The following is a 21,818-nucleotide window of genomic DNA, read 5'->3' as shown; positions in this document are numbered from 1 at the left end:
AGGTACCGCCTGCCTCAGTCGACGCCGCGACGTGACAGCACCACCGTGCCGACGATCATCGCCGCCAGCGCGGCAGCCATCACCAGCCAGCCGGTTCCGTGGACCTGGAACTTCTCGCCGAGCAGGGTGTAGCCGAGGATGAACGCGACCACGGGCTCGGCGATGGTCATCGCCGGCAGGGAGTTCTTCAACGCCCCGGCATTGAAACTGAGCTGCTGGATTCCCGTCCCGACCGTCGCGCCAATGATGAGTCCGTAGATCTCCCAGCTGGTCACCAGGCCGTGGACGCCGTCGGTGGTGAAGATGTCCACCACCGCCTTGGAGAGCACGGCGACGTACCCCATCACCGCTCCGGTGACCAGCCCCAGCAGCAGTGCCTTCTGGTTGTCGGGTCGGCGCCCCGCGGCCCAGCACACCGCGGCGAGGCCCACGACACCCACGCCGAGGGCGATGATCCAGGCGTCCAGGTCCGGGACCGAGCGCCCGGGAAGGGGTCGGCCCATGACCACGAGGACGCCGACAGCGACGGTGAGCAGGCCGGCCCAGAACATCTCCGGGCGTGAGACCCGGCGGCCGTCAAACTTCGCGGAAAGGGGCAGGGTGAACATCAGTGACAGCACGAGGATCGGCTGGACGACCAGGAGCGTCCCGAAGCCGAGGGCGACGATCTGCAGTGCGTACCCCGTCGCCGCGCACAGAAGTCCTCCCCACCACTTCGGCCGCATGACGGCGGCGAGCAGTGGGGAGCGGTGTGCGTCGTCCGGGTCGCCGGAGGTCTGCTCCGCAGTCTGGTGCCTCAGGACGGTGCCCCAGGCGATGGTGAGGGCGGAGAGCAGGGCGAAGACGACAGCGAGCGCGTTGCTGTGCATCATCAGGGAGCCAGGTTATCTGACCGGGGCCCCCGACGGAGAGTTACGTGGCAGATCGGATGCATGTCACTGCCCCGTCAACTCTCCTTCTCTTCCCCCTGCCGCCGCATTTCTACTTGGCGAAGTAGTCCTCGATCTGGTCGAGGATGTCCATCGCACTGAAGTAGTCGATGCGGAAGGCGGACGGGGCGAGTTCGAAGACCCTGTCGTTGCTGACGGCGTAGGTGCCGGCCAGGTTCGGGACTGCCTTCAGCTTGTCGATGACCGGTTCCTTGCCGTCGACGTTGATTCCCAGGACAGTTTTGCCGACGAGCCCCTTGTCGGCGTTCTCCGCGGTGACCTGACGGACGTCGGTGCGTCCGGCGTAGCTGCCGTCGGTGCGGGCGACCCCGTCACCGGGGACGTCGAGGTCCCAGCCGAGGTCCTTGACGATCTCACCCTGCGCGGATTCGGCGGTGAAGAAGTTGACCGCACCTTCCTGGGCGGGGATGACCACGTTGACCGGCTGTTCCGGCTTCTCGATCTTCTCGGTGACCTCCCTGACCCGGTCGTCGTAGCTCTGGATCGCGTCGGCTGCCTCGGCTTCGTGGCCGGTGATCTCGCCGATGCTGGTGGTGATGTCGCCCCAGGTCTTGTCGGAGTAGTCGAGGACGACCACGGGGACGCCGATCTTCTTCAGCTCCTCGTACTGTGCGGTGGCGGTGTCTGCGCCGCTGGCCGACACGAGAATGAGATCGGGGTCCTCTGCCGCGACCTTCTGCAGGTCAGGCTCGAGCTGCCAGAGGGCTTTGACGCCTCTGTCGTCGGCTTCCCCTGCCCACTGCGTGAAGAATCCCTTGTCGTCCGAGGTGGGGCCGACATTCGCCCCGCCCGAGGCCACGACGGGGGCGTCGACGGCCAGGAGGGAACCGGTCAGTGTGACGGCGGTGGAGACGATCTTCTCCGGCTTCGCCGGGATCTCGACCTTCTCGGTCTCTTTCGTGGCTTTGCCGTTGCTGACGACGACGGAGTCGACGGACCGGGGCCAGGTTCCCTGGTCGTCTGAGGCGTCCCCGGTTTCCGTGCCACCGGCGGCACCGGTCGTCCCGGTCTGGGACGCCGAGGTTCCGGACTCTCCGGAATCGTCGCCGGAACAGGCGGCGAGTCCCAGCGTGAGGACGGATGCAGCTGCGGCTGCGACGACGGCCCGTGCGGGCCTGTTCCGTCGGAGCGGGAGGGTACGGAAGTTCATTGTCGCGGACTCTCTTTCTCGTGGATCGGACTGTACTGGTGCGCTTCCCCGAAAGGCACGCGCGGTCCAGAGTAAAGAAAGACTGGCCTTACCGGTACCACCAGGTGGAATGTTCAGAATTTTGATAGCATCCTCTAAGTAAAATATTCATCAGAAAAATCTCTGTGCCGCACCGTTGCGGGAGTTCGGGTCTCCCGGCACCGGAGCGACCGGATCCCGGACGCCCCCGGCGGGAGGTGTCCGACGGTGGGGGAGCTACTTCACGAACAGTTCATCGACGCGGTTGAGCATCATCATCGCGCTGTAGTAGTCCATGCGGAACAGTTCCGGCGGCATCGTGTACACGCGGTCGTTCTGCACGGCGTAGGTGCCGTTGAGTATCGGAAGGCTCTTGAGATACTCTGCGGGGTCTTCTCCGATACCGGAGTCAATGGCGAGCACCGTGTGCCCGACGAAGGCCTTGTCCTGGTTTTCAGCGGTGACCTGCCTGACATCGGTTCGACCGGCGAAGGGGCCGTCGGAGCGGGCCACGTCGTCGGGAACGGTGAGGTCCCATCCGAGTTGGGCGGCAACCCGTCCCTGCGGCGACTCGGCTGTCATGTAGTTCGCGTTACCGCTCTTGTCGGCGCTGGGAAGGACCAGGCTGACCGGCTGCTCCGGATCATTGATGTTGTTCTTCACTTCGTCGACCCGTTGGTCGAACTCGCTTATCCGGGCGGCGGCGTCTGCCTCCCTTCCGGTGATCTCACCGATCTCTGTGGTGAGCTCCTTCCAGTCCATGTTGACGTAGTCGATGACGACCACAGGGACGCCGATGGCCTGGATCTTCTCGATGCCGGTTACGGCGGAGTCCTGACCGTTGGCGGCGACGAGGATGAGATCCGGGTCAGCGTTGACGATCTTCTCTAGGTCAGGGCTGAGCTGCCACAGGCTCCCCCCCCCCTTCTCCCGTGCTTCGTCGGCCCACTGGTTGAAGACCCCCTCGTCATTGTCTGCGGTGGACCCGCGGGTGGCCCCGCCTGTCGCGGTGACCGGAGCGTCCACCGCCAGGAGAGTTCCTGTCAGTCCCACGGCGGTGGAGACGATGCGCTGCGGCTGGGCAGGGATCACCACATCCTCAGTGGCACAGGTGGAGATGTCCAGCTGGTTCGTGCAGTCCAGATGGTGGTTCTTCACTGCCAGCGAGGAGACGGTGCGGGGCCAGGAACCGTCCCCTGATGATGATTCGCCGGTACCGTCTCCGGTGTTGTCCGAACAGGCCGCAAGTCCGGTGGTCAGGGCCACCGCCGTGGCGGTGGCGAGAATGCCGCGCAGCCTGGGGCGCAGCCTGGGACGCAGATCTTTCTTGAACATACTTTGCTTCCTCCGGGGTAGCACGTCAGATCAGAAGCGCGGGGTGGGCCGGCAGATACCGGATCACCTTCCGCGAGCCAAGCCAATGCTAGCCTTGCCCCGTAGTGAACAACCGAAAGGACGCCCCGTGCCCCGCATCAGCCGTGACACCGACATCTACCCCATCTCCCTGCGTGAACTGGAGGTGCTGCGGGTCGAGGACGTCACCCCTTCCATGCGCCGGATCACTTTCGGCGGCCCCGGGCTGCTCACCCACATCAGAGACGGCGAAGAAGTCCCCGCTCTGGTCAGTGACGGTTTCGACGATGACGTCCGGCTGATCCTGCCTGACCCCGACACCGGTGGACGTCCCCGGCCCCGCTCCCTCGGGGACGGTCGTCTGGAGTGGACTGAACAGGTCAACGACCTTTTCCGGACGTACACGGTCCGGAAGTGGACCCCGGACGCCGGCCGGTACGGGGAGCTGGTCATCGATTTCGCGAGACACGGTGCCGGGCTCGCCGAGAGCTGGTCCGCAGAAGCGCAGCCCGGTGACCTCGTGTATGTCGCAGGGCCGAAGAACTGCGGTTCCCACCCCTCCCACACTGACTGGCTGCTGCTCATCGGTGACGAGACCGCGCTCCCGGCGATAGGCCGTTGTCTCGAGGAGTGCCCGGCCGGCCATCCGGTCACGGCGGTCGTCGAAGTGCCTTCGCGCGCCGACATCCAGGAGATCAGCACCGGGGCCGCCCTCGACATGCACTGGGTGGTCCGGGACGAGGGAGGGGACTTCACCGACGAGATCCTGCGGCTTGGCCGGGCGGGAAACAGACTTCCCTCAGGTACCCCGTTCATCTGGGCTGCCGGAGAGGCAGGCCGGCTGAAGAAGATCCGCGCCTTCGCCCGCAGGTCGGGGGTTCCGAGGGAACACGTGCAGATCACCGGCTACTGGCGTCGCAACGACTCCACCGGAGCTGACGGCGCCGGAACGTCAAGTGTGGCCCCGTTGATGCAGCTCTACGAGATGGCGGACATCACCCCGGGTCTGGCGCTGCGCGCGGCCGCGCAGCTCGGCGTGTTCGAGGCTGTGGACGCCGCGGGAGAGTCCGGTCGCACCGCCCCCGGCGGTTCCTCTGAGAGGACGGAGGCCGGAGCCGGGTCACCCGTGGTGACTCCGGCCGTCCTCGCCCCTGTCCTCGGCGTGGACGCGGCACTGTTGCTTCGGTTCCTCCGGTACCTGGGTTCACTGGGACTGGTGGAGCTGGATGTGCCCGAGGGCGGTCCCGGGGGAGATGCTGCCGGCCGTGCAGGAGAGCATGCAGGAGGGGCGGTCAAGGTTGATCGCACCGACGGTGACGTACCCGTTGACGCAGCCTCGACGACCGGTGTCCGGCTCACCTCCCTGGGCCGCGAACTCGCCGACCCGGAGGGACCGGTCTCCCGTCTCACCGGCCCTGAATCCCTGCGCCCCCTGGTCTGGCTGCATCTTGTCGAGGGGTTGCGCACCGCAGGACCGGTGGCCGTCGGGGACACGGGGAAGACCTGGACGCAGCTCCGGGAAGCCGATCCCGCTGTCGTCGCCGGTCTGGCGGACGCCGAGGCCACCCGGTCCCAGTGGGTCGCACCGGCTCTGGCGCAGGGTTTCGGCCGGCTCGCCGACAGGCTCACCTCCGGACAGGGGCTCGCCTCCGTCGCCGTCGCAGGGGCGGGGGAGGGGACCGGCGCAGCGGTGTACGCCGACGAGCTGCTGCGTCACCATCCGGACCTGCAGGTTGTCGTCCTTGACACCGGGGTCGGCGCCGACCGGCTCACTGCGGAGGTCGGACCGTCGCGTCGGGACCGGCTGACAGTCGCCGCCTGGGACCTGACGGCTGTCCCGCAGCCTCCCGTGATCCCCGCTCTGCCTGTCGGCCCGGAGGGCAGGGTCGGGGCGGTCGTCGTCGTCGACCCCTATGCCCTGGTCTCTCCGGGCGAGGTTCCCGCCCTGCTGGAGTCCGCGGCGGCGGTGTCGCCGCGTGTCGTCGTGGTCACCCGCCTGCTGGCGGAAACCGGGGACGAGGACCACGACTACGCCGAGGACCTCACCCGTCAGCTTCTCGACGCACGAGCCGTCCCCACTGCCCGGGACGTGTCCGCAGCTGTCGCCTCCGCCGGGCTGACCGGGGTCGCCGATCTTCCCGTCGGGTGGGGAAGCCATGCCGTGGTGACTCTGAAGCTCTGAAGCTCTGAAGCTCTGACTCCCCGAGCCCTGTCCCCGGGACAGTGCGGTCAGCTCGGTCGGCGGGTCACAGACCTCTGTTACCCGGGCCTTACACTGTTCAGGTACGCTGAGGCGGTCTGACAGTTTTCGCGCCGTCGGTGGCGTGACCGTACGCGGCGGCATCCGCGACAACGGGAAGTGGAGTAGACAACAGTGGCCCTGATCGTCCAGAAGTACGGTGGCTCGTCCCTGGAGAATGCCGAGCGTATCCGTAGGGTCGCCCAGCGCATCGTGGAGACCAAGAAGGCGGGCAATGACGTTGTCGTCGTCTGTTCCGCCATGGGGGACACCACCGATGAGCTCCTCGATCTTGCCGCCCAGGTCAACCCGGTTCCCCCGGGGCGCGAGATGGACATGCTCCTCACCGCCGGTGAACGCATCTCCAACGCCCTCGTGGCGATGGCGATCAACTCTTTCGGTGCCGAGGCGCAGTCCTTCACCGGGTCGCAGGCCGGTGTGATCACCACGGAGCGTCACGGTAACGCCCGCATCGTTGACGTCACCCCGGGCAGGGTCCGGGAGGCGTTGGACGAGGGCCGGATCTGTCTCGTCGCGGGGTTCCAGGGGGTCAATCGTGAGACCAGGGACGTGACCACGCTGGGTCGCGGCGGGTCAGACACGACCGCGGTCGCTCTGGCGGCTGCTCTCGGCGCCGATGTCTGCGAGATCTACTCGGACGTCGACGGCGTCTACACCGCCGACCCCCGGATCGTGCACAACGCCCAGAAATTGGACCACATCTCCTTCGAGGAGATGCTGGAGATGGCAGCCGTGGGTGCCAAGATTCTCATGCTGCGGTGTGTCGAGTACGCCCGTGCCTTCAACGTTCCGATTCACGTCCGTTCATCATTCAGCAACGAGCCCGGCACTGTCGTGTCGGGGTCTGTGGAGGATATTCCAGTGGAAGAAGCAGTCCTTACCGGTGTCGCCCATGACCGTTCCGAAGCCAAGGTCACCGTTCTCGGCATCCCCGACAGGCCCGGCGAGGCGGCACGCGTCTTCCGCGCCCTGGCGGACGCCGAGATCAACATCGACATGGTGCTCCAGAATGTCTCGAGTGTCTCGGACAACCTGACGGACATCACCTTCACCTGCCCCCGGGCGGACGCCCCCCGCGCGGTGGAGCTGCTCAAGGGTCTGCAGGGTACCGAGGAGGACCAGAAGTTCGGCCAGATCCTCTTCGACGACCAGGTCGGCAAGGTGTCCCTCGTCGGTGCCGGGATGAAGTCGCATCCGGGCGTCACCGCCGACTTCTGCGAGGCCCTGCGCGACGCAGGAATAAACATCGAGCTGATCTCCACCTCCGAGATCCGTATTTCCGTGCTCATCCGTGACACCGAACTCGACAAGGCTGTGGCTGCCATCCACGAGCGCTTCCAGCTCGGAGGAGACACCGAGGCCGTCGTCCATGCCGGTACCGGCAGGTAGAAAGGAATCCCCGTGACCACTCTCGCCGTCGTCGGCGCGACCGGACAGGTCGGCCGAGTCATGCGTTCAATCCTCGAGGAGCGGAGTTTCCCGGCCGACAAGGTCCGCTTCTTCGCGTCCTCCCGGTCTGCCGGTACCACCATCGCTTTCAGGGGTGAGTCCGTCGTCGTGGAGGACATTGCAGCCACTTCGACCGAGGATCTCCGAGGAATCGACATCGCACTGTTCTCCGCAGGTGGAGGGACCTCCCGCGAGCATGCGCCGCGCTTCGCGGAGGCGGGGGCGACCGTGGTGGACAATTCCTCGGCCTGGCGTAAGGACCCTGATGTCCCGCTGATCGTCTCCGAGGTCAACCCGGACGACGTCCACCGGGTCCCGAAGGGGATCATCGCCAACCCCAACTGCACCACCATGGCCGCTATGCCTGTCCTCGGTGCCCTTCACCGGCAGGCAGGACTGACCAGGCTGCACGTCTCCAGCTACCAGGCGGTCTCCGGTTCCGGTCTCGCCGGGGTCAGGGCACTGGCGGACCAGGTCCGTGCGAACACCGGCATTCTGGAGGAACTGACCACCGACGGATCAGCTCTCGTCGCGGAGGATTTCGGACCCTATGTGGCGCCGATCGCCTTCAACGCCCTGCCCTTCGCGGGGAACCTGGTCGACGACGGTTCCCTGGAGACCGATGAAGAACAGAAGCTGCGCAACGAGTCCCGCAAGATCCTCCATATCCCGGATCTCCGGGTCGCAGGGACCTGCGTCCGTGTCCCGGTGTTCACCGGGCACACGATGACGGTCCACGCGGAATTCTCGTCCCCCGTCACCCCCGGGGAGGCGAAGTCACTGCTGGAGGACGCCCCGGGTGTCACCGTGGTGGACGTGCCGACCCCGCTCGCGGCCGCGGGTACCGACGATTCACTGGTGGGCAGGATCCGTCAGGACCAGTCGGTCGACGGTGACAGGGGACTCGTCCTCGTCGTCGCCGGGGACAACCTGCGTAAGGGTGCCGCGCTCAACACGATCCAGATCGCGGAGCTGCTGCTCCGGGCCTGACTGCGGAGCTGCTGCTCCGGTCCCGGGCACCGTGTCCCTGCCGACGTGCCGGTGCCCTCCACGGGTCGTCATCGACCGGTCAGGAACCCCCGACAGTCACCGTGCGGCGATGTCGGAGGTCTCCTCCTCACCCGGGATGTCGGGCCAGTGCTCGTGAACGAGGTCGAGGACCATGCGGGTGAACTCGGGCTCGAAACCGGGGGTGGGGACCCTGACCAGGGGGACGCCGAGTTCCTCGGCCGTCGCTCTGGCTTCGGTGTCGAGGTCCCAGATCACCTCCATGTGGTCGGTGATGAAACCGACCGGACACAGCAGCACCGGGCGCCGGTCGCCGCCGGGGACGAACTCCCCGGAGAAGCTGGCGGCCCCCTCTCCTGCGATGGTCGCCTGCAGATGATCGCAGATGTCCGGCTCCAGCCACGGGATGTGGGGAGGTCCCGAACGCGACTGCCACACCAGTTCCACATCGGTTCCGTCAGCGCCGTCGACGGCGAAGGAGGAACGTTCGCGGATCTCTCGTGCGGCGGTGAGCACCTGTCCGGAGTAGCGGTGCATGTTGTCGGCGGAGGATGCCTCGTCGGCGCTCACCGGCACGGAGTGCGCGGTGAACAGCAGGCGTATGCCCTCTTCCCCCGCGTCCGGGACTTTCGCACGGGTTTCGTCGATGAGACGGGCGAATGCGTCGAGGAACAGCGGATGGTCGTGGAAGGGACGGATCTTCGTCATCGCCGGCGGGGTGAGACCCGCTTCCCGACAGGATTCTTCGGCGCGGGCGATGTCCTCGAGATACTGGACATGCCCCGAGTAGCCGCCCCACGCGGAGGTGGCCAGGACCAGAGCCTCAGTGATGCCGTCCCGGGACATCTGCGCGACCGTGTCCTCGACGAAGGGGTGCCAGTTGCGGTTTCCGAAGTAGACGGGCAGGTCAATGCCCGCAGGGGCCAGCCGTTCCGCGATCAGCGACTTCAGATCGTCGATGATGCGAAGGTTCTGCTCGGTGATGGGGCTCCTGCCGTCCATCGCGAAGTAGTGCTCCCCGACCTCGGCGAGCCGTTCGCGGGGGACGCCCCGCCCGCGGGTGACGTTCTCGAGGAAAGGTATGACGTCCTCGGTGGAACCGGGGCCGCCGAAAGACAGGAGAAGCAGTGCCCGGTGCGGCACCTGTGGAGACTCTGAAGCCATGAAGGACAGCCTACCCGCGGGGGTGCCGGGAGCAGGTAATCGTGGAAGCGCCATGACTTCATATACCCCGGGGGGTATGGTGTGGGCATGAGAGAACCACACCACACCGTCATCGTCGGAGGCGTCGCCGGAGGAATGTCCGCCGCGACAAGACTCCGGCGCCGCGACGAACACGCCAGAATCACCGTCATCGAGAAGTCCGGGCACGTCTCCTTCGCCAACTGCGGACTGCCCTACTACATCGGAGGCGTGATCCGGGGGCGGGAACAGCTCCTGCTCCAGACCCCGGAATCCCTCCACCGGCGCTTCAACCTCGACGTCCTCGTCAACACCGAGGTCACGGCGCTGCACGCCGACGCCCACGAGGTCGAGGTCGTTGACCTGACCACAGGCCGGCGCCGGACCGTCCGCTACGACTCCCTCCTCCTGGCCCCCGGTGCGGCCCCGTTCGTGCCCGAGATCCCCGGCATCGGGCGGGCACTGGTCCTGCGTACCGTCGAGGACACCGACCGGATCCACGCCGAGGTCAGCTCACTTCCGCACGGGGCACCTGTCGTGGTGGCCGGCGGAGGATTCATCGGGATCGAGGTCGCCGAAAACCTGGTGCACCGCGGCCTGGAGGTCACCGTGGTCGAACACGGCAACCAGATCATGGGGCCCCTCGACCCCGAGATGGCTTCGATCGTGGAACAGCACCTGCGTGACCACGGCGTCCGCGTCCTCACCTCGGCCGGGGTCACCGCAGTCGGCGCCGACGACGTCACCCTGGAGGACGGCACCAGTCTCCCCGCCGCTGCCGTGATCATGGCCGCAGGCGTCCGGCCGGCCACCGCCTTCGCCGTCGAGGCGGGGCTGGGGACCCCCCCCCGCGGGGCACTCGTCGTGGACCGTCACTGGTGTACCTCCGCCCCCGACGTCTATGCCGTGGGGGACGCGGTGGCCGCCCCCGACTTTCTCACCGGCGATCCGGTGGTCGTTCCGCTGGCGCAGACCGCGAACCGTGACGGCCGGTACGTCGCCGACATCATCGCCGACCAGACTGCCGACCAGACTGCCGGCGCGGAGGATGTCGCCGGGTCGGCAGGGGCACCGGGGGCCGGCCGTTCCCGGAGCAGGGAGATGCCGGACACTTTCGGCACCTCGGTCATGGGGGTGTTCGGACTGCAGGTGGCGTCCACCGGATGGTCGCAGAAGAAGCTGGTCGCCGCCGGCGTACCCCACCGGGTCATCGCCACCCATCCCTCCGACCATGCCGGCTACTACCCGGGGTCACAGACCCTCTCAGTGAAGATGACGGTCGGGTCCGGTGCGTTCAGGGGAGAAGACCTCACCGACAGGATCCTCGGAGCACAGATCGTCGGAGGTGCGGGGGCGGACAAGCGCATCGACGTCATCGCCACGGCCATGCAGTCAGGTCGGTCAGCCCCCGACCTGGCGGACCTTGAACTGGCGTACGCCCCCCAGTTCGGTTCCGCCAAGGATCCGGTCAACATGCTCGGATATGTCGCGGACAACCTGCGCACCGGCCGCACCGAGCTGGTGACATGGGAGGATGTCGACAAGATCGTCACAGGTACCGCCCCGGAGGATCTCACCGACGCCGTACTTGTCGACGTGCGCACCCCCGGAGAGTTCGCGTCCGGTTCGGTACCTTCAGCGGTCAACATTCCGCTGGACGAGCTCCGGGGACGCCTCGACGAGCTACGGGAGCTGAGTGAGGGGACGCAGGGACCTCGTCCGACAGTGGTGTTCTGTCAGGTCGGTCAGCGTGGTCATGTGGCCGAGTCACTGCTCCGGGGAGAGGGTTTCACCCGGGTGTACAACCTCACCGGCGGTTACCGTACGTGGTCGGACGGGCAGCGCAGCCGCTGACAACGCACGGGTGCCGGTCGGAGGGTTTGATTCAGGGGCTGCCGGGGTCTGACGCCGCGTCCCCGCGCGCGGTAGCGTGGACGGTGCACGTGTCACCACAGTGAACCGGCACGTGCCTGAACCAGAAGACAGTCACCGTACATCCCGACATTCCCGAGGAGACGACCATGGCCGACGAGCCTAGCCGCGAACTGAAGTTCATTTTCCTGTCCACCGAAGACATCGACGAGTCGCTGAAGTTCTACACCGAGGTGCTCGGTTTCCCGCTCAAGTTCAGGGACGGCAGTCACTTCGCCGCACTTGATGCGGGGCAGGTGACCCTGGCCCTGAGTACCTCCATCGACCACCCCATCCCCGGAAAGGTCGTCGTGGGCATCAAGAGCGACGATCCGGACCGGGACGCCGCTCTCGTCGACGCCAACGGCGGAGCAGTTGTCCAGGAGGCCCACGATGACGCCCATGAGCGCCGCGCTGTCGTCTACGACAACGCGGGCAACGGCATCGTGTTCTACCGGTCACTGCACCGCTAGACCACCCTCGACGCCACCGGAGTTGCCCCGGGTGACCGGGACTCTCCCCGGCCCGGTCGTGCCCGGCCCTGCTGAGCTTCGCCGGGCGGACCGGGGGACCCGGTCAGGCGAGGTGGAGGTGGCCGCCAGTGTCTCCGCTGCCGCGGGAAGACACCTGGCTGCCCGCGGTCCCCGGGCCGGTCCGACGCGCGTTCTTCTGTGCCTCGAGGAGGTCGGCGCGGGCCCGGGCGACACGGGAGCGGATCGTGCCGACTCTCACGTCACAGATGTCGGCGGCCTCGGCGTAGGAGTAGCCGAGAATCTGGGTGAGTACGAGCGCTTCGCGCCGTTCCGTGGACAGGTTGTCGAGCATTGCCCGGGCATCCACGAGCTCGGCCCACGCCTGGTCGCCGGCGGTGTCGGACGAGGGGGTCTGACCCGCGGCGTCCTCCCATTCTTCGACGGACTTCCGCGGCCGGGCCATGTCATGTCGCACACTGTCGACCCACACTCTGCGGGCCAGGGACAGGATCCAGGTCCGTGCGGAGGACCGTGCGGCAAAGCGGGGGAGTGCGCCGAGGACGCGGAGATAGGTCTCCTGGGTGAGGTCGTCGGCGCGGTCGGTGTCCGCGAGATGGGCGAGGAGCCGCCAGACGTCACCGTGTGTGGCCTCGATGAACGCGGAGAGTGCCTGCCTGTCCCCGGCCCCGGCCCTCAGTGCGAGATCGGTGACGGCGGCATCGTCGGAACCGTGTCCGGAGGTGGCCGACCGGCGTTGCCGGGAGAAGTGTTCACGCACGCGCATAACTGTAGCACCCGGGTGGTCACACACCCCCCGTATGATAGGTAAACCATAGGTAATAAGTTGCGACTGATCGACAGAAACGATCAAATCGTGTATAACCGGTGTTGACGGAGTTCCACTGATCCACCTGACTGGAGGACACCATGACTGTCAACGACCGCACCACCCCTGAAGACCGGGCCGGAGCATCCGGTTCCACCGGACCCGAAGAAATCGCAACCCGGGGTGTATGCCCTTACTCGGGCCACTCCACCAACGTCAACGGAGCACCGGTCCGGACCGAGGAGCACTCGGTGACCGTGGGGGAGCAGGGGCCCCTCGCACTGACGGACACCCACCTGCTCGAGAAGCACGCCCACTTCAACCGTGAGCGCATCCCGGAGCGCAATGTCCACGCCAAGGGCACCGGCGCATTCGGCGAGCTCACCGTCACGGAAGACGTCTCCAGGTACACGAAGGCGGACCTGTTCCAGCCCGGGCGCGTCACCCCGATGCTCGCCCGCTTCTCCACCGTCGCCGGTGAGCAGGGCTTCCCCGACACCGTCCGTGACGTCCGCGGATTCTCGCTGAAGTTCTACACCAGGCAGGGAAACTACGACCTCGTGGGCAACAACACCCCCGTGTTCTTCCTCCGGGACGGAATGAAGTTCCCCGACTTCATCCGCTCCCAGAAGCGGCTCACCAACGGGCTGCGCAGCCCGGACATGCAGTGGGACTTCTGGACCCGCAGTCCGGAGTCCGCGCACCAGGTCACCTACCTGATGGGCGACCGCGGTATCCCGCGGGACGCCCGCCACATGGACGGCTTCAGCTCCCACACCTACCAGTGGATCAACGCTTCCGGTGAACGCTTCTGGGTGAAGTACCACTTCAAGACCCGCCAGGGATGGGAGTACTTCACCGACGAAGAAGCAGGAAGAATCGTCGGTTCCGGCGACTTCGACCACACCCGCGCCGACCTGTACGAGGCCATCGAACGGGGCGACTACCCGACCTGGGACTTCAAGGTGCAGATCATGCCCCTCGACGAAGCCCCGGGCTACCGCTGGAACCCCTTCGACCTCACCAAGACCTGGTCCCAGAAGGACTACCCGCTGATTCCGGTGGGCCATTTCACCCTGAACCGGAACCCGGAGAACTTCTTCGCCCAGATCGAGCAGGCCGCGTTCGCTCCCTCCAACATCGTTCCCGGCATCGGGTTCTCCCCGGACAAGATGCTCATGGCCCGTACCTTCGCCTACGCGGACACCCAGCGTTACCGCCTGGGGGTGAACTACTTCCAGCTGCCGGTGAACCGGCCGGTGGTCGAGGACAGGAACTTCTACACCGCCAAGGACGGCGCCGCGGCCTACGAGTTCCCGCCGGCAGGCACGCCGCTCTACTCGCCGAACCGCTACGAACGTGAGGAAGGCGTGGCCGACGTCTCCGACGGATCCGGTGTCGTGGAGGCAGGCGTGGAACCGGGCACCTCGAAGTACGGTTTCGGACGGGGCGCGGAATCCGCCACCGGGCCGGCTGACGACCTGGGACTGTTCGACGAGAACTACGGCGGTGACCTGACCCGGGGAGCCTACGTCCGGCACCCGGAGGACGACGATTTCGTTCAGGCCGGCCAGCTGGTCCGTGAGGTGCTGGACGACGCCGCCCGCGAACGGCTCGCCGGCAACATCGCCCGCGCCATGCAGGGCGTCTCGGAGCAGGTCGAGGGTCAGTGCTGGGTCTACTGGGGGAAAGTGGACGAGAACCTGCGGGACCGTGTCCGGGAGATCTACACGGAGCTCAGCAACAGCTGACGATGCCGGGCACAGGGGGGTCGGAGACCGAGGTCCGTGAAGAGCGGGCCGCAGGTGTCCGATGACAGGGTGACAGGCGGGGGCCTGTCACCCTTTCCCCGGTTCCCGTTCCCCTCCGGACAACGGGACAGTGTGGTCCCAGTGTGTGGCGTGCAGGGCACGGCCCATCACCCACGAACCGACCGCCTGGACGATGAGCAGAGCTCCGATCGCCCCGACGGCCTCGAGCAGCTGTCCCAGTGCGAACCCCTCGGTGAGCCACGAGTTGACCAGGTGCGCGATGATCAGCAGCGGCAGTCCCATACCCATGGCAGGGCCCAGCATGTTGACCTGACTGAGGGCGTCCGGGGCCAGGTACATCGCCACAGCGGAGACAAGGATGAACAGGGATCCTGCGACCGCCAGCAGACCGACGACCACAGCCCCCCACCAGGTCAGTTCATGGTATTCGCGCATGACCGGTGCTTCGGCGGCGAGGACTGACAGGGAACCGGTGACGGAACCGGTGAATGCACCCATCTCACTCACCGTCGTCCCCGGGTGAGGACCCGTGCATAGGAGATGGTGCTGATGGCACCGCCGAGACCGGCGATGAGAACCACGTCATAGACGATCGATGATCTCTCGAACAGGGTGTACACGAGGAAACCCGCGATAACGGTGACGAAGATGATGTCGGCGAGAACCGCCCGCCGGGCGTCGTTCCCTGTCGTCACCGCTCTCCAGAGCACGACGAGCATGGAGATGCCGACGATCACCGCGGAGATTCCCGCGAAGATCCACAGCAGATGGGTCGGGGTCACTGGTCCTCCTCCTTCTTCCTGTCTTTCCCGTTCCTGATCCCGGTGTCAGTGCCGGTCCCGGCGTCGCCGTTGGCGGTGCCGTCGCCGTCGCCGTTGGCGGTGCCGGGACGGTCTCCTCCGGAGTCCTTCTCCGGAGGCGGTGCAGGTGCCGCGGGCCGGCGACCGATGTTGAGACGCGGCAGCGGCAACCGGGCCCGTACCTCGAGAGCGTTGATGAGGGACGAGTTCGCGGGAACACCGGATCGGCGCTTCCGGGCCGTCCTGCCGGAGCCTTTCCCCGTTCCGGAGTAGGCGCCGTCTCCGGTCTCCGACCGGTCCGGACCTCCCTCCCGGCCATCCCCGGTACTGCTCCCGGTGGCGCCGGAACCGGGTGCGGCGTCGGAGGTGGGGGCCCCGTCGCGGGACCGGGTCAGGCCCGACGTCAGACCGAGACCTTCTGCGGCGCGTTCGTAGATGCTGGCGTCCTCCTCTCCCAGCGCAGCGAGTGCGGCACGGGCCTCCCGCCGCCGCTTCTGCTCCAGCTTCCGCTTCGCCGCCATCTTCTCCGCGTGCTCCCGGGCGATCTTCTCCCGCTCCGCCTTGGACAGGTCCGGAAGGTCGGCGACATCAAGCTCATCCTCGGCACGCATGATCGCCGCGACGAATGCGGTGGCATGAGGGGTCGAGTCGACCTTCTCCACCGCAAACACACTGTCTTCGCTGGCACGTCCACCGTGGGTGCCCCGGTAGCCGCGTGGGCCGGGGACACCGCGTTCGACCAGGTGCTCGACATCGAACTCCGGAGTTCTGCGCTTGACCTCGGGAGCAAGCTTCGCCTCCATCACCGCCAGGGAATGGATGAGCTCCTGGGGGTCCGCGCCGTACATCGCGTGGACGGCGAGGAAACGTTGGACCCGGGGCAGACCGTGGGTGCGGAACTCCTTCGGCCCGGTGGCACCGATGTCCCGCGGGTTGAACTTCCCGGACGCGGCGTCATCGTCGACCTCCTTCGGCCCGGTGATCCCCAGGGCGAGGGTGCCCGGTGTCATGGTGATGGATGCGATGAACGCCGCGACATCGGTCTCCTTGGTGACGCGCAGCGGATAGTAGATGATCACCGGGGCGATGTTGCGGCCGGTGGTGAAGGTGTCCTTGGCCATGATCAGCGATTCCCTGACAATCTGGCCGACGAGCCAGCCGCAGTACGTCACCACGTGCACGGCGGACCTGAACAGGGAACCGGGGGAGCGGAGCGCCATCACCGGTCACCTCCTTGAGGAGTGTCGACTTGAGGGGTTTCTGCCGGCGGGGTGTCGTCGGAGGTCGTGGGGGCGGAGGGATCGTAGGGGGCGAGAAGCTCCTCCGGTGGGAGGACAACTCCCACCGCCTCCTCCGGGTCGCCCAGGACCGCCCTGACATAGCCGGTGGTGTCGATCAGACCGGCCGCAGCGTCCCTGGTCCACCCGGTGACCGGCCCGACGGCGACGAACATCACCACGCTGACGGCCATGAGCGCGGCCGAGGGGAGGGTCATCCTGCCGCTGACGGCGAGGGACGGATCCATGTCCTGGGGGTCCATCGGCCTGCCCCAGAACGTCTTGCGCCAGGCGTACAGGAGGCTCAGCAGGGCACCGACCGAGGCGACGACGACCGCCGCCAGGCCCACCCACACCTTCCACCCGGAGTCGGCGCTGATACCCAGCACGATCAGCAGTTTCCCCCACAGTCCGGAGAACGGGGGCAGTCCTGCGAGGGACAGTGCCGCGGCGGCGAAGACGGTGGAGACCAGGGGGTCCCGACGCATCAGCCCGGACAGGCGGCGCAGCCGGCCGGTTCCGTAGGTCTCCTCGACAGCACCCGCGGCGAGAATCATCGCGGCCGCGCTGACCATGTGGTGCAGCATGTAGAACACGGCCGCGGACAGCATCAGCCCGGCATTGCCGGACAGGAAGGCCAGTGCGATGAGGATGAAAGGGATCCCGTTGACCATCTGGTACGCGATGACGCCACGCAGTGTGGTCTCGCCGAGCCCGGCGAAACTGCCGATGAGCATGCCCGCCACCGCGAAGCCGAGGATCACCTGGGCCCACCGCTGGTCACCGTCGAAGACCGTCATGTACACACGCAGCACGGCATACACGCCGACCTTCGTGTGGAGACCGGAGAACAGTGCCATCACCGTCGGGGAGGTGAACCCGTAGGCACGGGGCAGCCAGGTGTGCACCGGGGTCGACCCTGATTTCACGCACAGGGCGATGAGCACCATTCCCAGGGCGAGCCACAGCTGCCACTGGGTCCCGAAGACTCCGTCGTCGAAGCCGGCTTCAGAGGCCCGGGGTCCGGCCGCCCCGGCCAGGGCGGCGAGGTTGGTCGTCCCCACGACCCCGTACACCAGGCCCACCCCGGCGAGCAGACACATGGAGGTCACCAGGTTGACGAGGATGAACGTCCGGCCTGCTGACAGCCGCGCCCAGGTACCGGTCATCGTCAGCAGCCCGAAGGACGGCATGAGCATGATCTCGATGAACACGAAGAGGTTGAACAGGTCGGCGGTCAGCAGTGCCCCCCACACACCTCCGAGAAGCATGAGGGTCATGGAGGGGAAGAATCTGACCCGGTTCTCACCCACCACCTCGGCGAACCAGTTCGCCGCCAGGGCGACGACCGAGGTCGTCATGATCATCAGCGCCGACAGCGTGTCCGCCACGAGGGGTATGGACACTCCGCCGACGAACTGGCCGATACCGGTGGCGATGACGCCGGTGCCGGCCTGTCCACCGGGCCCGGACACCGCCGCCAGCAGGACGCCACCGCCGGCAATTCCGGCGGCCGGAACCAGCAGGGCGAGGCCGCGCCTGGCCGCGGACCACGGCAGCAGGGCGGCGACCGCCGACGCGACCAGCGGGACGACGACGAAGAAGGGGAGGAGGGTCGGGGGAAAGTCCATCAGTACTCCTCCTCGCGCAGCCGGCGCCGACGGGCCTGGGCGGACTGCTCGTTGATGTGGTGGGCGGCCCTGCCCCTGGTCTCGAGGGAGCGGAACTCGCGCTGGGCGCGCTCCATGTCCTCGGCGGAGGTGGTGTCGTCGTCGCGTCCGAGGGCGGCCATGGCGAGCATGACCGCGGTGGCGGCCATGGAGATGACGATGGCGGTGAGGACGAAGGCCTGGGGGAGCGGGTCCGCGGCGTCCGCGACCGGGGTGCGGTCGGCGACGGGGTCGTCCCGCCAGGCGCCCACTCCGGTCGCCAGCAGCAGGAGGTTGACGCCGTGGCTCATCAGGGTCGTTCCGATGATGATGCGCACCATGCCCCGCTGCATGACGAGGTAGACACCGCCGGCGATGAGGATCGCGATGACAGCGGAGATGATCACTGGTCCTTCTCCTTCCCCGCGGCGTCCGCGGTCTCTCCGGTGTCTCGGGTCGCTCCGGTCTCTCCGGTCCCCCTGTCGTGCCCGGCCTCTTCGGCGCGCCGGACCTCCCCGGGATTGAGCGGCACGGCGGAGCCGCCGAAGTTCACCGCGACCGGGGATGCTGCGGTGGCGGGAAGGGGAGCCGGTGTGTCACCGGTCTCGACCGGGTCCGCCTTATGCGAACGGTCCGGGTCCGCGCCGGGTCGGCCCCGGCCGCCGAGCATGTTCACCACGGTCATCACGGTCCCGATCACCGCAAGGTACACGCCGGCGTCGAAGACCAGAGAGGTCGTGAGATGTTGACCGGCGAATTCACCGTGCAACGGTGTGAGGAAACCGGCACCCTCGGGCGCGAGGTAGCCGACCAGTCCGGTCCCCAGGGCGAGGAGCATACCGGCCCCGATGATGCGGTAGCCGATCTCCGGTGCCCCGACGGTCCGGGAGGAAGGTTGCACGAGGTACCAGAAGACGATGCCGAGGGCGAGGACGAGTGCGGCGAGGAATCCGCCACCCGGCGACTGGTGGCCACGCCAGAACACTGCAGCCGAGTAGAGCACGAGAACGGCCGCCATGGGCCACATCACCACCCGTCCGAGCATCGAGTTGAGGTAGGTGCTGCGCAGGTAACGGGAGTAGAAGGGGGCGAGCTCCGGAACGTTGTGAACGTCAGCGAACCGGGCGGTCGCCTTACCGGTGGTCTTCCGGCGGAACAGTTCGGAGGTCGAACCCGGGCCGTAGCCGGGCACGGGGGACCGGGGCACCGACCCTACGACCGCGGCGACCACCAGGCCCGCCATGCCGAGCACGCACAGTTCGCCCAGGGTGTCGAAGCCACGGAACTCGACGATGATCGAGGCGACGATGTTGTTCGCCCCGGTCTCCTCCGGGCCGTTCTCCAGGTACCACATCGCCAGTTCCGGCCGGCCGTGGCGTCCGACGAGCAGCCAGGAGCCGACGAAGACCACGATGCCGACGACCGTGGCCGCCACCACCGAGAACTTCGCCCGGTTCTCCCCCTCGCGCAGGTAGAGGCGGGGCTGGTGCCGGACGACGAGCATGAAGAACACGGTGACCACGAACTCGACCATCAGGTTGGTCAACGCCACGTCCGGGGCGCCGAGGGTCAGCATGATCCAGGAGACCGCGGCACCGGCGACACCGACGAGGATCACCGAGCCGAACCTGGACCGGGTGGAGATGATCGCGATGACCACCGGCAGCACCATTGCGAGGCCGACGAGGTCACCGATCTGGTCTATGCCGTCCACCCGGGGGGGCAGGGAACCCAGCTGCCGCAGGCCCTCCTCGTCGAGGAAGGCGGCGCCGGCGAGCACCAGCACCATCGCGAAGATCCAGATGAGATGCCGGTTCGGGTTCAGTGAACTCCCCGGCAGATTGGCCAGGCGTCCCCACCTGTTCGCCAGTTGCACGGTCAGTGAGATGAAACCGGCCCCGGTGAACGGCAGCAGGTGCCGGGACTCTGCCGCGGCGAAGATCTGCCGCCGCCGGAACAGCAGGAGGACGCCGACGACAATGACTCCGCAGGTGATCCACAGCGGCACGGTCCAGCCGTGCCACAGTGACAGGTGTGAGTGGGGTGCCCCCGCCCCGGTAGCGGCGACGACGGTGTCCAGGGGACCGTCCCAGGCTGACAGCATGACCACCGCGGGCAGGGAGGCGACCGCCGGGAGCACTGCCGGGATCCAGAACACCGGTGAGGCCTCACGGACCTCGGCGTCCGGCTTCGTTGACGGGGAGGGCACACGTTCGGTGCCGTCGGAGTCGACGGGGCGCCCGTCGATGAAGGCACCGAAGACGTACTTCGCGGAGTACAGGAGTGTGGCGAGGGCCCCCACCGCGGCGGTGGCAAGCAGCACGGTCTGTCCCGCGGTGCCCAGCGGCGCCTCCTCGAAGGCCGCGAGCATGCCTTCCTTGGACACGAAGCCGAGGGTCGGGGGGATCCCCGCCATGCAGGCGGCGGCTATGACTGCGCCGGCGAAGGTGAAGGGCATCCTGCGCCAGAGGACCCCCAGGTCGCGCAGGTCTCGGGAGCCGGCCTGGTGGTCGAGAACGCCGATGACCATGAACAGCGAGGACTTGAACAGGGCGTGTGCGGCGGTGTGCAGTACCGCGGCGGCGAGGGCGGCGGGTGTGCCGACACCGATCGTCGCGACGATCCAGCCCAGCTGGGAGACCGTGGAGTAGGCGGTGAGCTTCTTCAGGTCGGGCTTCTGGACGGCGAATACGGCGGCAATGACCGCGGTGAACATACCGGAGATGATGAGCAGGAGGTTCCAGACGGTGACGTCGTGGAAGGCCCCGGAGAAGCGGAGCAGCAGGTACACGCCGGCCTTGACCACGGCTGCGGCATGGAGGAAGGCGGAGACGGGTGTGATCGCGGCCATCGCCTCCGGGAGCCAGGCGTGGAAGGGGAACTGCGCTGCCTTGGAGAATCCGGCCAGCGCGGTCAGGGTGGCCACGACGCCGGTGAGCACGGCGTCCCGCCCCCAGACGTCGGAGGCGATGATCCCGGAAAGGCTGGTGGTCCCGGTGGCCGCGACGGAGATTCCCAGGGCGACAAGGAGGCTCAGGCCTCCGGTGAAGGTCAGCAGGAGGGTCCGCATCGCGCCGGGTTCGCCGGTGTGTCCTGCCCGGGCGATGAGGAAGAAGGACGCCAGGGACACAAGTTCCCACCCGATGAACAGGAGTGCGACGTCGTCGGCGAGGAAGAGCAGCACGACGGAGGCCATGAAGCCGGTCATGAGCACGTAGAAACTCATCGCCCCGTCCCCGCGGTGCAGGTAGCGGGTGGAGTAGGCGAAGACGGCCGCGCCGATGAGGAGCGCGAGAAGCACGAAGAACAGGGACAGGCCGTCGAGCCGGAGGGAGAAGGAGATGTCTCCTCCGCCGGGCAGGACGTCGGGTAACCAGGTCGTCGACCAGGTCACCTGTCCATGGTCGTTCACGGCACCGGCGAGCGCGGGATCCGCGAGGATCCAGACTGCGAGTGCCGTGAACAGGGCGGCCAACGGCCAGCCCGCGTTCCGGTCGAGTACACGGACCAGAACGGGGGCGAGGACGAGGGCCACGGCGAGAATGACGGGGATGAGGACAATGCTCGTCACGGTCTGCGGGCCACCTCACTGTTTGACTGGGGTCTGCTGGGTCTAATGTACGGAAACTTCAGTTACCTGCGTGACATCTCCCGGGGACGGTGGATACTGCCGTTACGTGCCGGTGGACGTCGGTGGACGTCAGTGGGACTCCGGCGGGAGGTCCGGAGGGAAGCCCGGA

Annotated in this window: 17 protein-coding genes; 6 read left to right on the top strand and 11 right to left on the bottom strand. The window is 67.2% G+C overall.

Going from position 1 to position 21,818, the window contains the following annotated elements; genetic code table 11:
- Nucleotides 1-14 precede the first annotated feature (14 nt).
- The 3 genes from E0E18_RS06845 to fepB (E0E18_RS06835) all read right to left on the bottom strand — a co-directional run bounded on the left by E0E18_RS06845 (nucleotide 15) and on the right by fepB (E0E18_RS06835) (nucleotide 3,453).
- Entirely contained in the window at nucleotides 15-869 is an 855-nt protein-coding gene (locus tag E0E18_RS06845) for a DMT family transporter (RefSeq protein WP_130841287.1), read from the bottom strand.
- 112 nt (nucleotides 870-981) lie between these two features.
- Nucleotides 982-2,100, bottom strand: a complete 1,119-nt coding sequence (fepB, locus tag E0E18_RS06840; RefSeq protein WP_066588104.1) for a Fe2+-enterobactin ABC transporter substrate-binding protein — start codon at nucleotides 2,098-2,100, stop codon at nucleotides 982-984.
- A gap of 255 nt (nucleotides 2,101-2,355) precedes the next feature.
- On the bottom strand, nucleotides 2,356-3,453 hold the full coding sequence (fepB, locus tag E0E18_RS06835; RefSeq protein ID WP_130839873.1) for a Fe2+-enterobactin ABC transporter substrate-binding protein: 1,098 nt from the start codon (nucleotides 3,451-3,453) through the stop codon (nucleotides 2,356-2,358).
- Between the two features lie 127 nt (nucleotides 3,454-3,580).
- Between fepB (E0E18_RS06835) and E0E18_RS06830 the strand changes: the two genes are divergently transcribed.
- The 3 genes from E0E18_RS06830 (at nucleotide 3,581) to E0E18_RS06820 (ending at nucleotide 8,170) form a co-directional block, all read left to right on the top strand.
- Complete coding sequence (locus E0E18_RS06830) at nucleotides 3,581-5,653, top strand: siderophore-interacting protein (RefSeq protein ID WP_130839871.1); 2,073 nt, start codon at nucleotides 3,581-3,583, stop codon at nucleotides 5,651-5,653.
- A 192-nt stretch (nucleotides 5,654-5,845) separates the two neighbouring features.
- A complete protein-coding gene (locus tag E0E18_RS06825; protein ID WP_066588097.1) occupies nucleotides 5,846-7,120 on the top strand; it encodes an aspartate kinase in 1,275 nt (424 codons plus the stop codon).
- Nucleotides 7,121-7,132: 12 nt separating this feature from the next.
- A complete protein-coding gene (locus E0E18_RS06820) occupies nucleotides 7,133-8,170 on the top strand; it encodes an aspartate-semialdehyde dehydrogenase (protein ID WP_130839869.1) in 1,038 nt (345 codons plus the stop codon).
- Between the two features lie 96 nt (nucleotides 8,171-8,266).
- On the opposite strand, the gene E0E18_RS06815 is transcribed toward E0E18_RS06820, so the two are convergent.
- Nucleotides 8,267-9,352 carry a ferrochelatase gene (locus E0E18_RS06815; protein ID WP_066588086.1) on the bottom strand — a complete coding sequence of 362 codons (1,086 nt, stop codon included), beginning with the start codon at nucleotides 9,350-9,352 and terminating at the stop codon, nucleotides 8,267-8,269.
- An 87-nt stretch (nucleotides 9,353-9,439) separates the two neighbouring features.
- Here E0E18_RS06815 and E0E18_RS06810 point away from each other — a divergent pair, with 87 nt between their 5' ends.
- Nucleotides 9,440-11,224: an FAD-dependent oxidoreductase gene (locus E0E18_RS06810; protein ID WP_130839867.1), complete on the top strand. Its 1,785-nt coding sequence runs from the start codon at nucleotides 9,440-9,442 to the stop codon at nucleotides 11,222-11,224.
- A 167-nt stretch (nucleotides 11,225-11,391) separates the two neighbouring features.
- A complete protein-coding gene (locus E0E18_RS06805; RefSeq protein ID WP_066588082.1) occupies nucleotides 11,392-11,754 on the top strand; it encodes a VOC family protein in 363 nt (120 codons plus the stop codon).
- Nucleotides 11,755-11,857: 103 nt separating this feature from the next.
- Here the strand turns inward: E0E18_RS06805 and E0E18_RS06800 are convergent, their stop codons facing one another.
- Nucleotides 11,858-12,538, bottom strand: coding sequence for an RNA polymerase sigma factor (locus tag E0E18_RS06800; protein ID WP_130839865.1), 681 nt, complete (start codon nucleotides 12,536-12,538; stop codon nucleotides 11,858-11,860).
- A 143-nt stretch (nucleotides 12,539-12,681) separates the two neighbouring features.
- On the opposite strand from E0E18_RS06800, the gene E0E18_RS06795 reads away from it, so the two are divergent.
- Nucleotides 12,682-14,331 (top strand): catalase, encoded by a 1,650-nt coding sequence (locus E0E18_RS06795; protein ID WP_237559670.1) that lies wholly within the window; start codon nucleotides 12,682-12,684, stop codon nucleotides 14,329-14,331.
- 87 nt (nucleotides 14,332-14,418) lie between these two features.
- On the opposite strand, the gene E0E18_RS06790 is transcribed toward E0E18_RS06795, so the two are convergent.
- From E0E18_RS06790 to E0E18_RS06765, 6 genes are read right to left on the bottom strand one after another with little or no spacing between them, the layout of a single operon-like run.
- The gene (locus tag E0E18_RS06790) at nucleotides 14,419-14,850 is read right to left on the bottom strand and encodes a Na+/H+ antiporter subunit G (protein ID WP_066588080.1); all 432 of its coding nucleotides are present in this window, start codon (nucleotides 14,848-14,850) and stop codon (nucleotides 14,419-14,421) included.
- Between the two features lie 5 nt (nucleotides 14,851-14,855).
- Nucleotides 14,856-15,134: a monovalent cation/H+ antiporter complex subunit F gene (locus E0E18_RS06785; protein ID WP_066588078.1), complete on the bottom strand. Its 279-nt coding sequence runs from the start codon at nucleotides 15,132-15,134 to the stop codon at nucleotides 14,856-14,858.
- On the bottom strand, nucleotides 15,131-16,372 hold the full coding sequence (locus tag E0E18_RS06780; protein ID WP_130839863.1) for a Na+/H+ antiporter subunit E: 1,242 nt from the start codon (nucleotides 16,370-16,372) through the stop codon (nucleotides 15,131-15,133). Before E0E18_RS06780 ends, E0E18_RS06785 begins: the two co-directional genes overlap by 4 nt.
- Nucleotides 16,372-18,060, bottom strand: coding sequence for a monovalent cation/H+ antiporter subunit D family protein (locus E0E18_RS06775; RefSeq protein ID WP_130839861.1), 1,689 nt, complete (start codon nucleotides 18,058-18,060; stop codon nucleotides 16,372-16,374). Before E0E18_RS06775 ends, E0E18_RS06780 begins: the two co-directional genes overlap by 1 nt.
- Nucleotides 18,060-18,485, bottom strand: a complete 426-nt coding sequence (locus tag E0E18_RS06770) for a cation:proton antiporter subunit C (RefSeq protein ID WP_110480969.1) — start codon at nucleotides 18,483-18,485, stop codon at nucleotides 18,060-18,062. The genes E0E18_RS06775 and E0E18_RS06770 overlap by 1 nt, the downstream gene beginning before the upstream one ends.
- Nucleotides 18,482-21,649 (bottom strand): DUF4040 family protein, encoded by a 3,168-nt coding sequence (locus E0E18_RS06765; protein WP_237559669.1) that lies wholly within the window; start codon nucleotides 21,647-21,649, stop codon nucleotides 18,482-18,484. Before E0E18_RS06765 ends, E0E18_RS06770 begins: the two co-directional genes overlap by 4 nt.
- Between the last annotated feature and the right edge of the window lie 169 nt (nucleotides 21,650-21,818).

Source organism: Corynebacterium neomassiliense, from assembly GCF_900626215.1.
In the GTDB taxonomy this organism is placed as follows: domain Bacteria; phylum Actinomycetota; class Actinomycetes; order Mycobacteriales; family Mycobacteriaceae; genus Corynebacterium; species Corynebacterium neomassiliense.
This window is presented reverse-complemented; position numbering and strand designations above follow the sequence as displayed.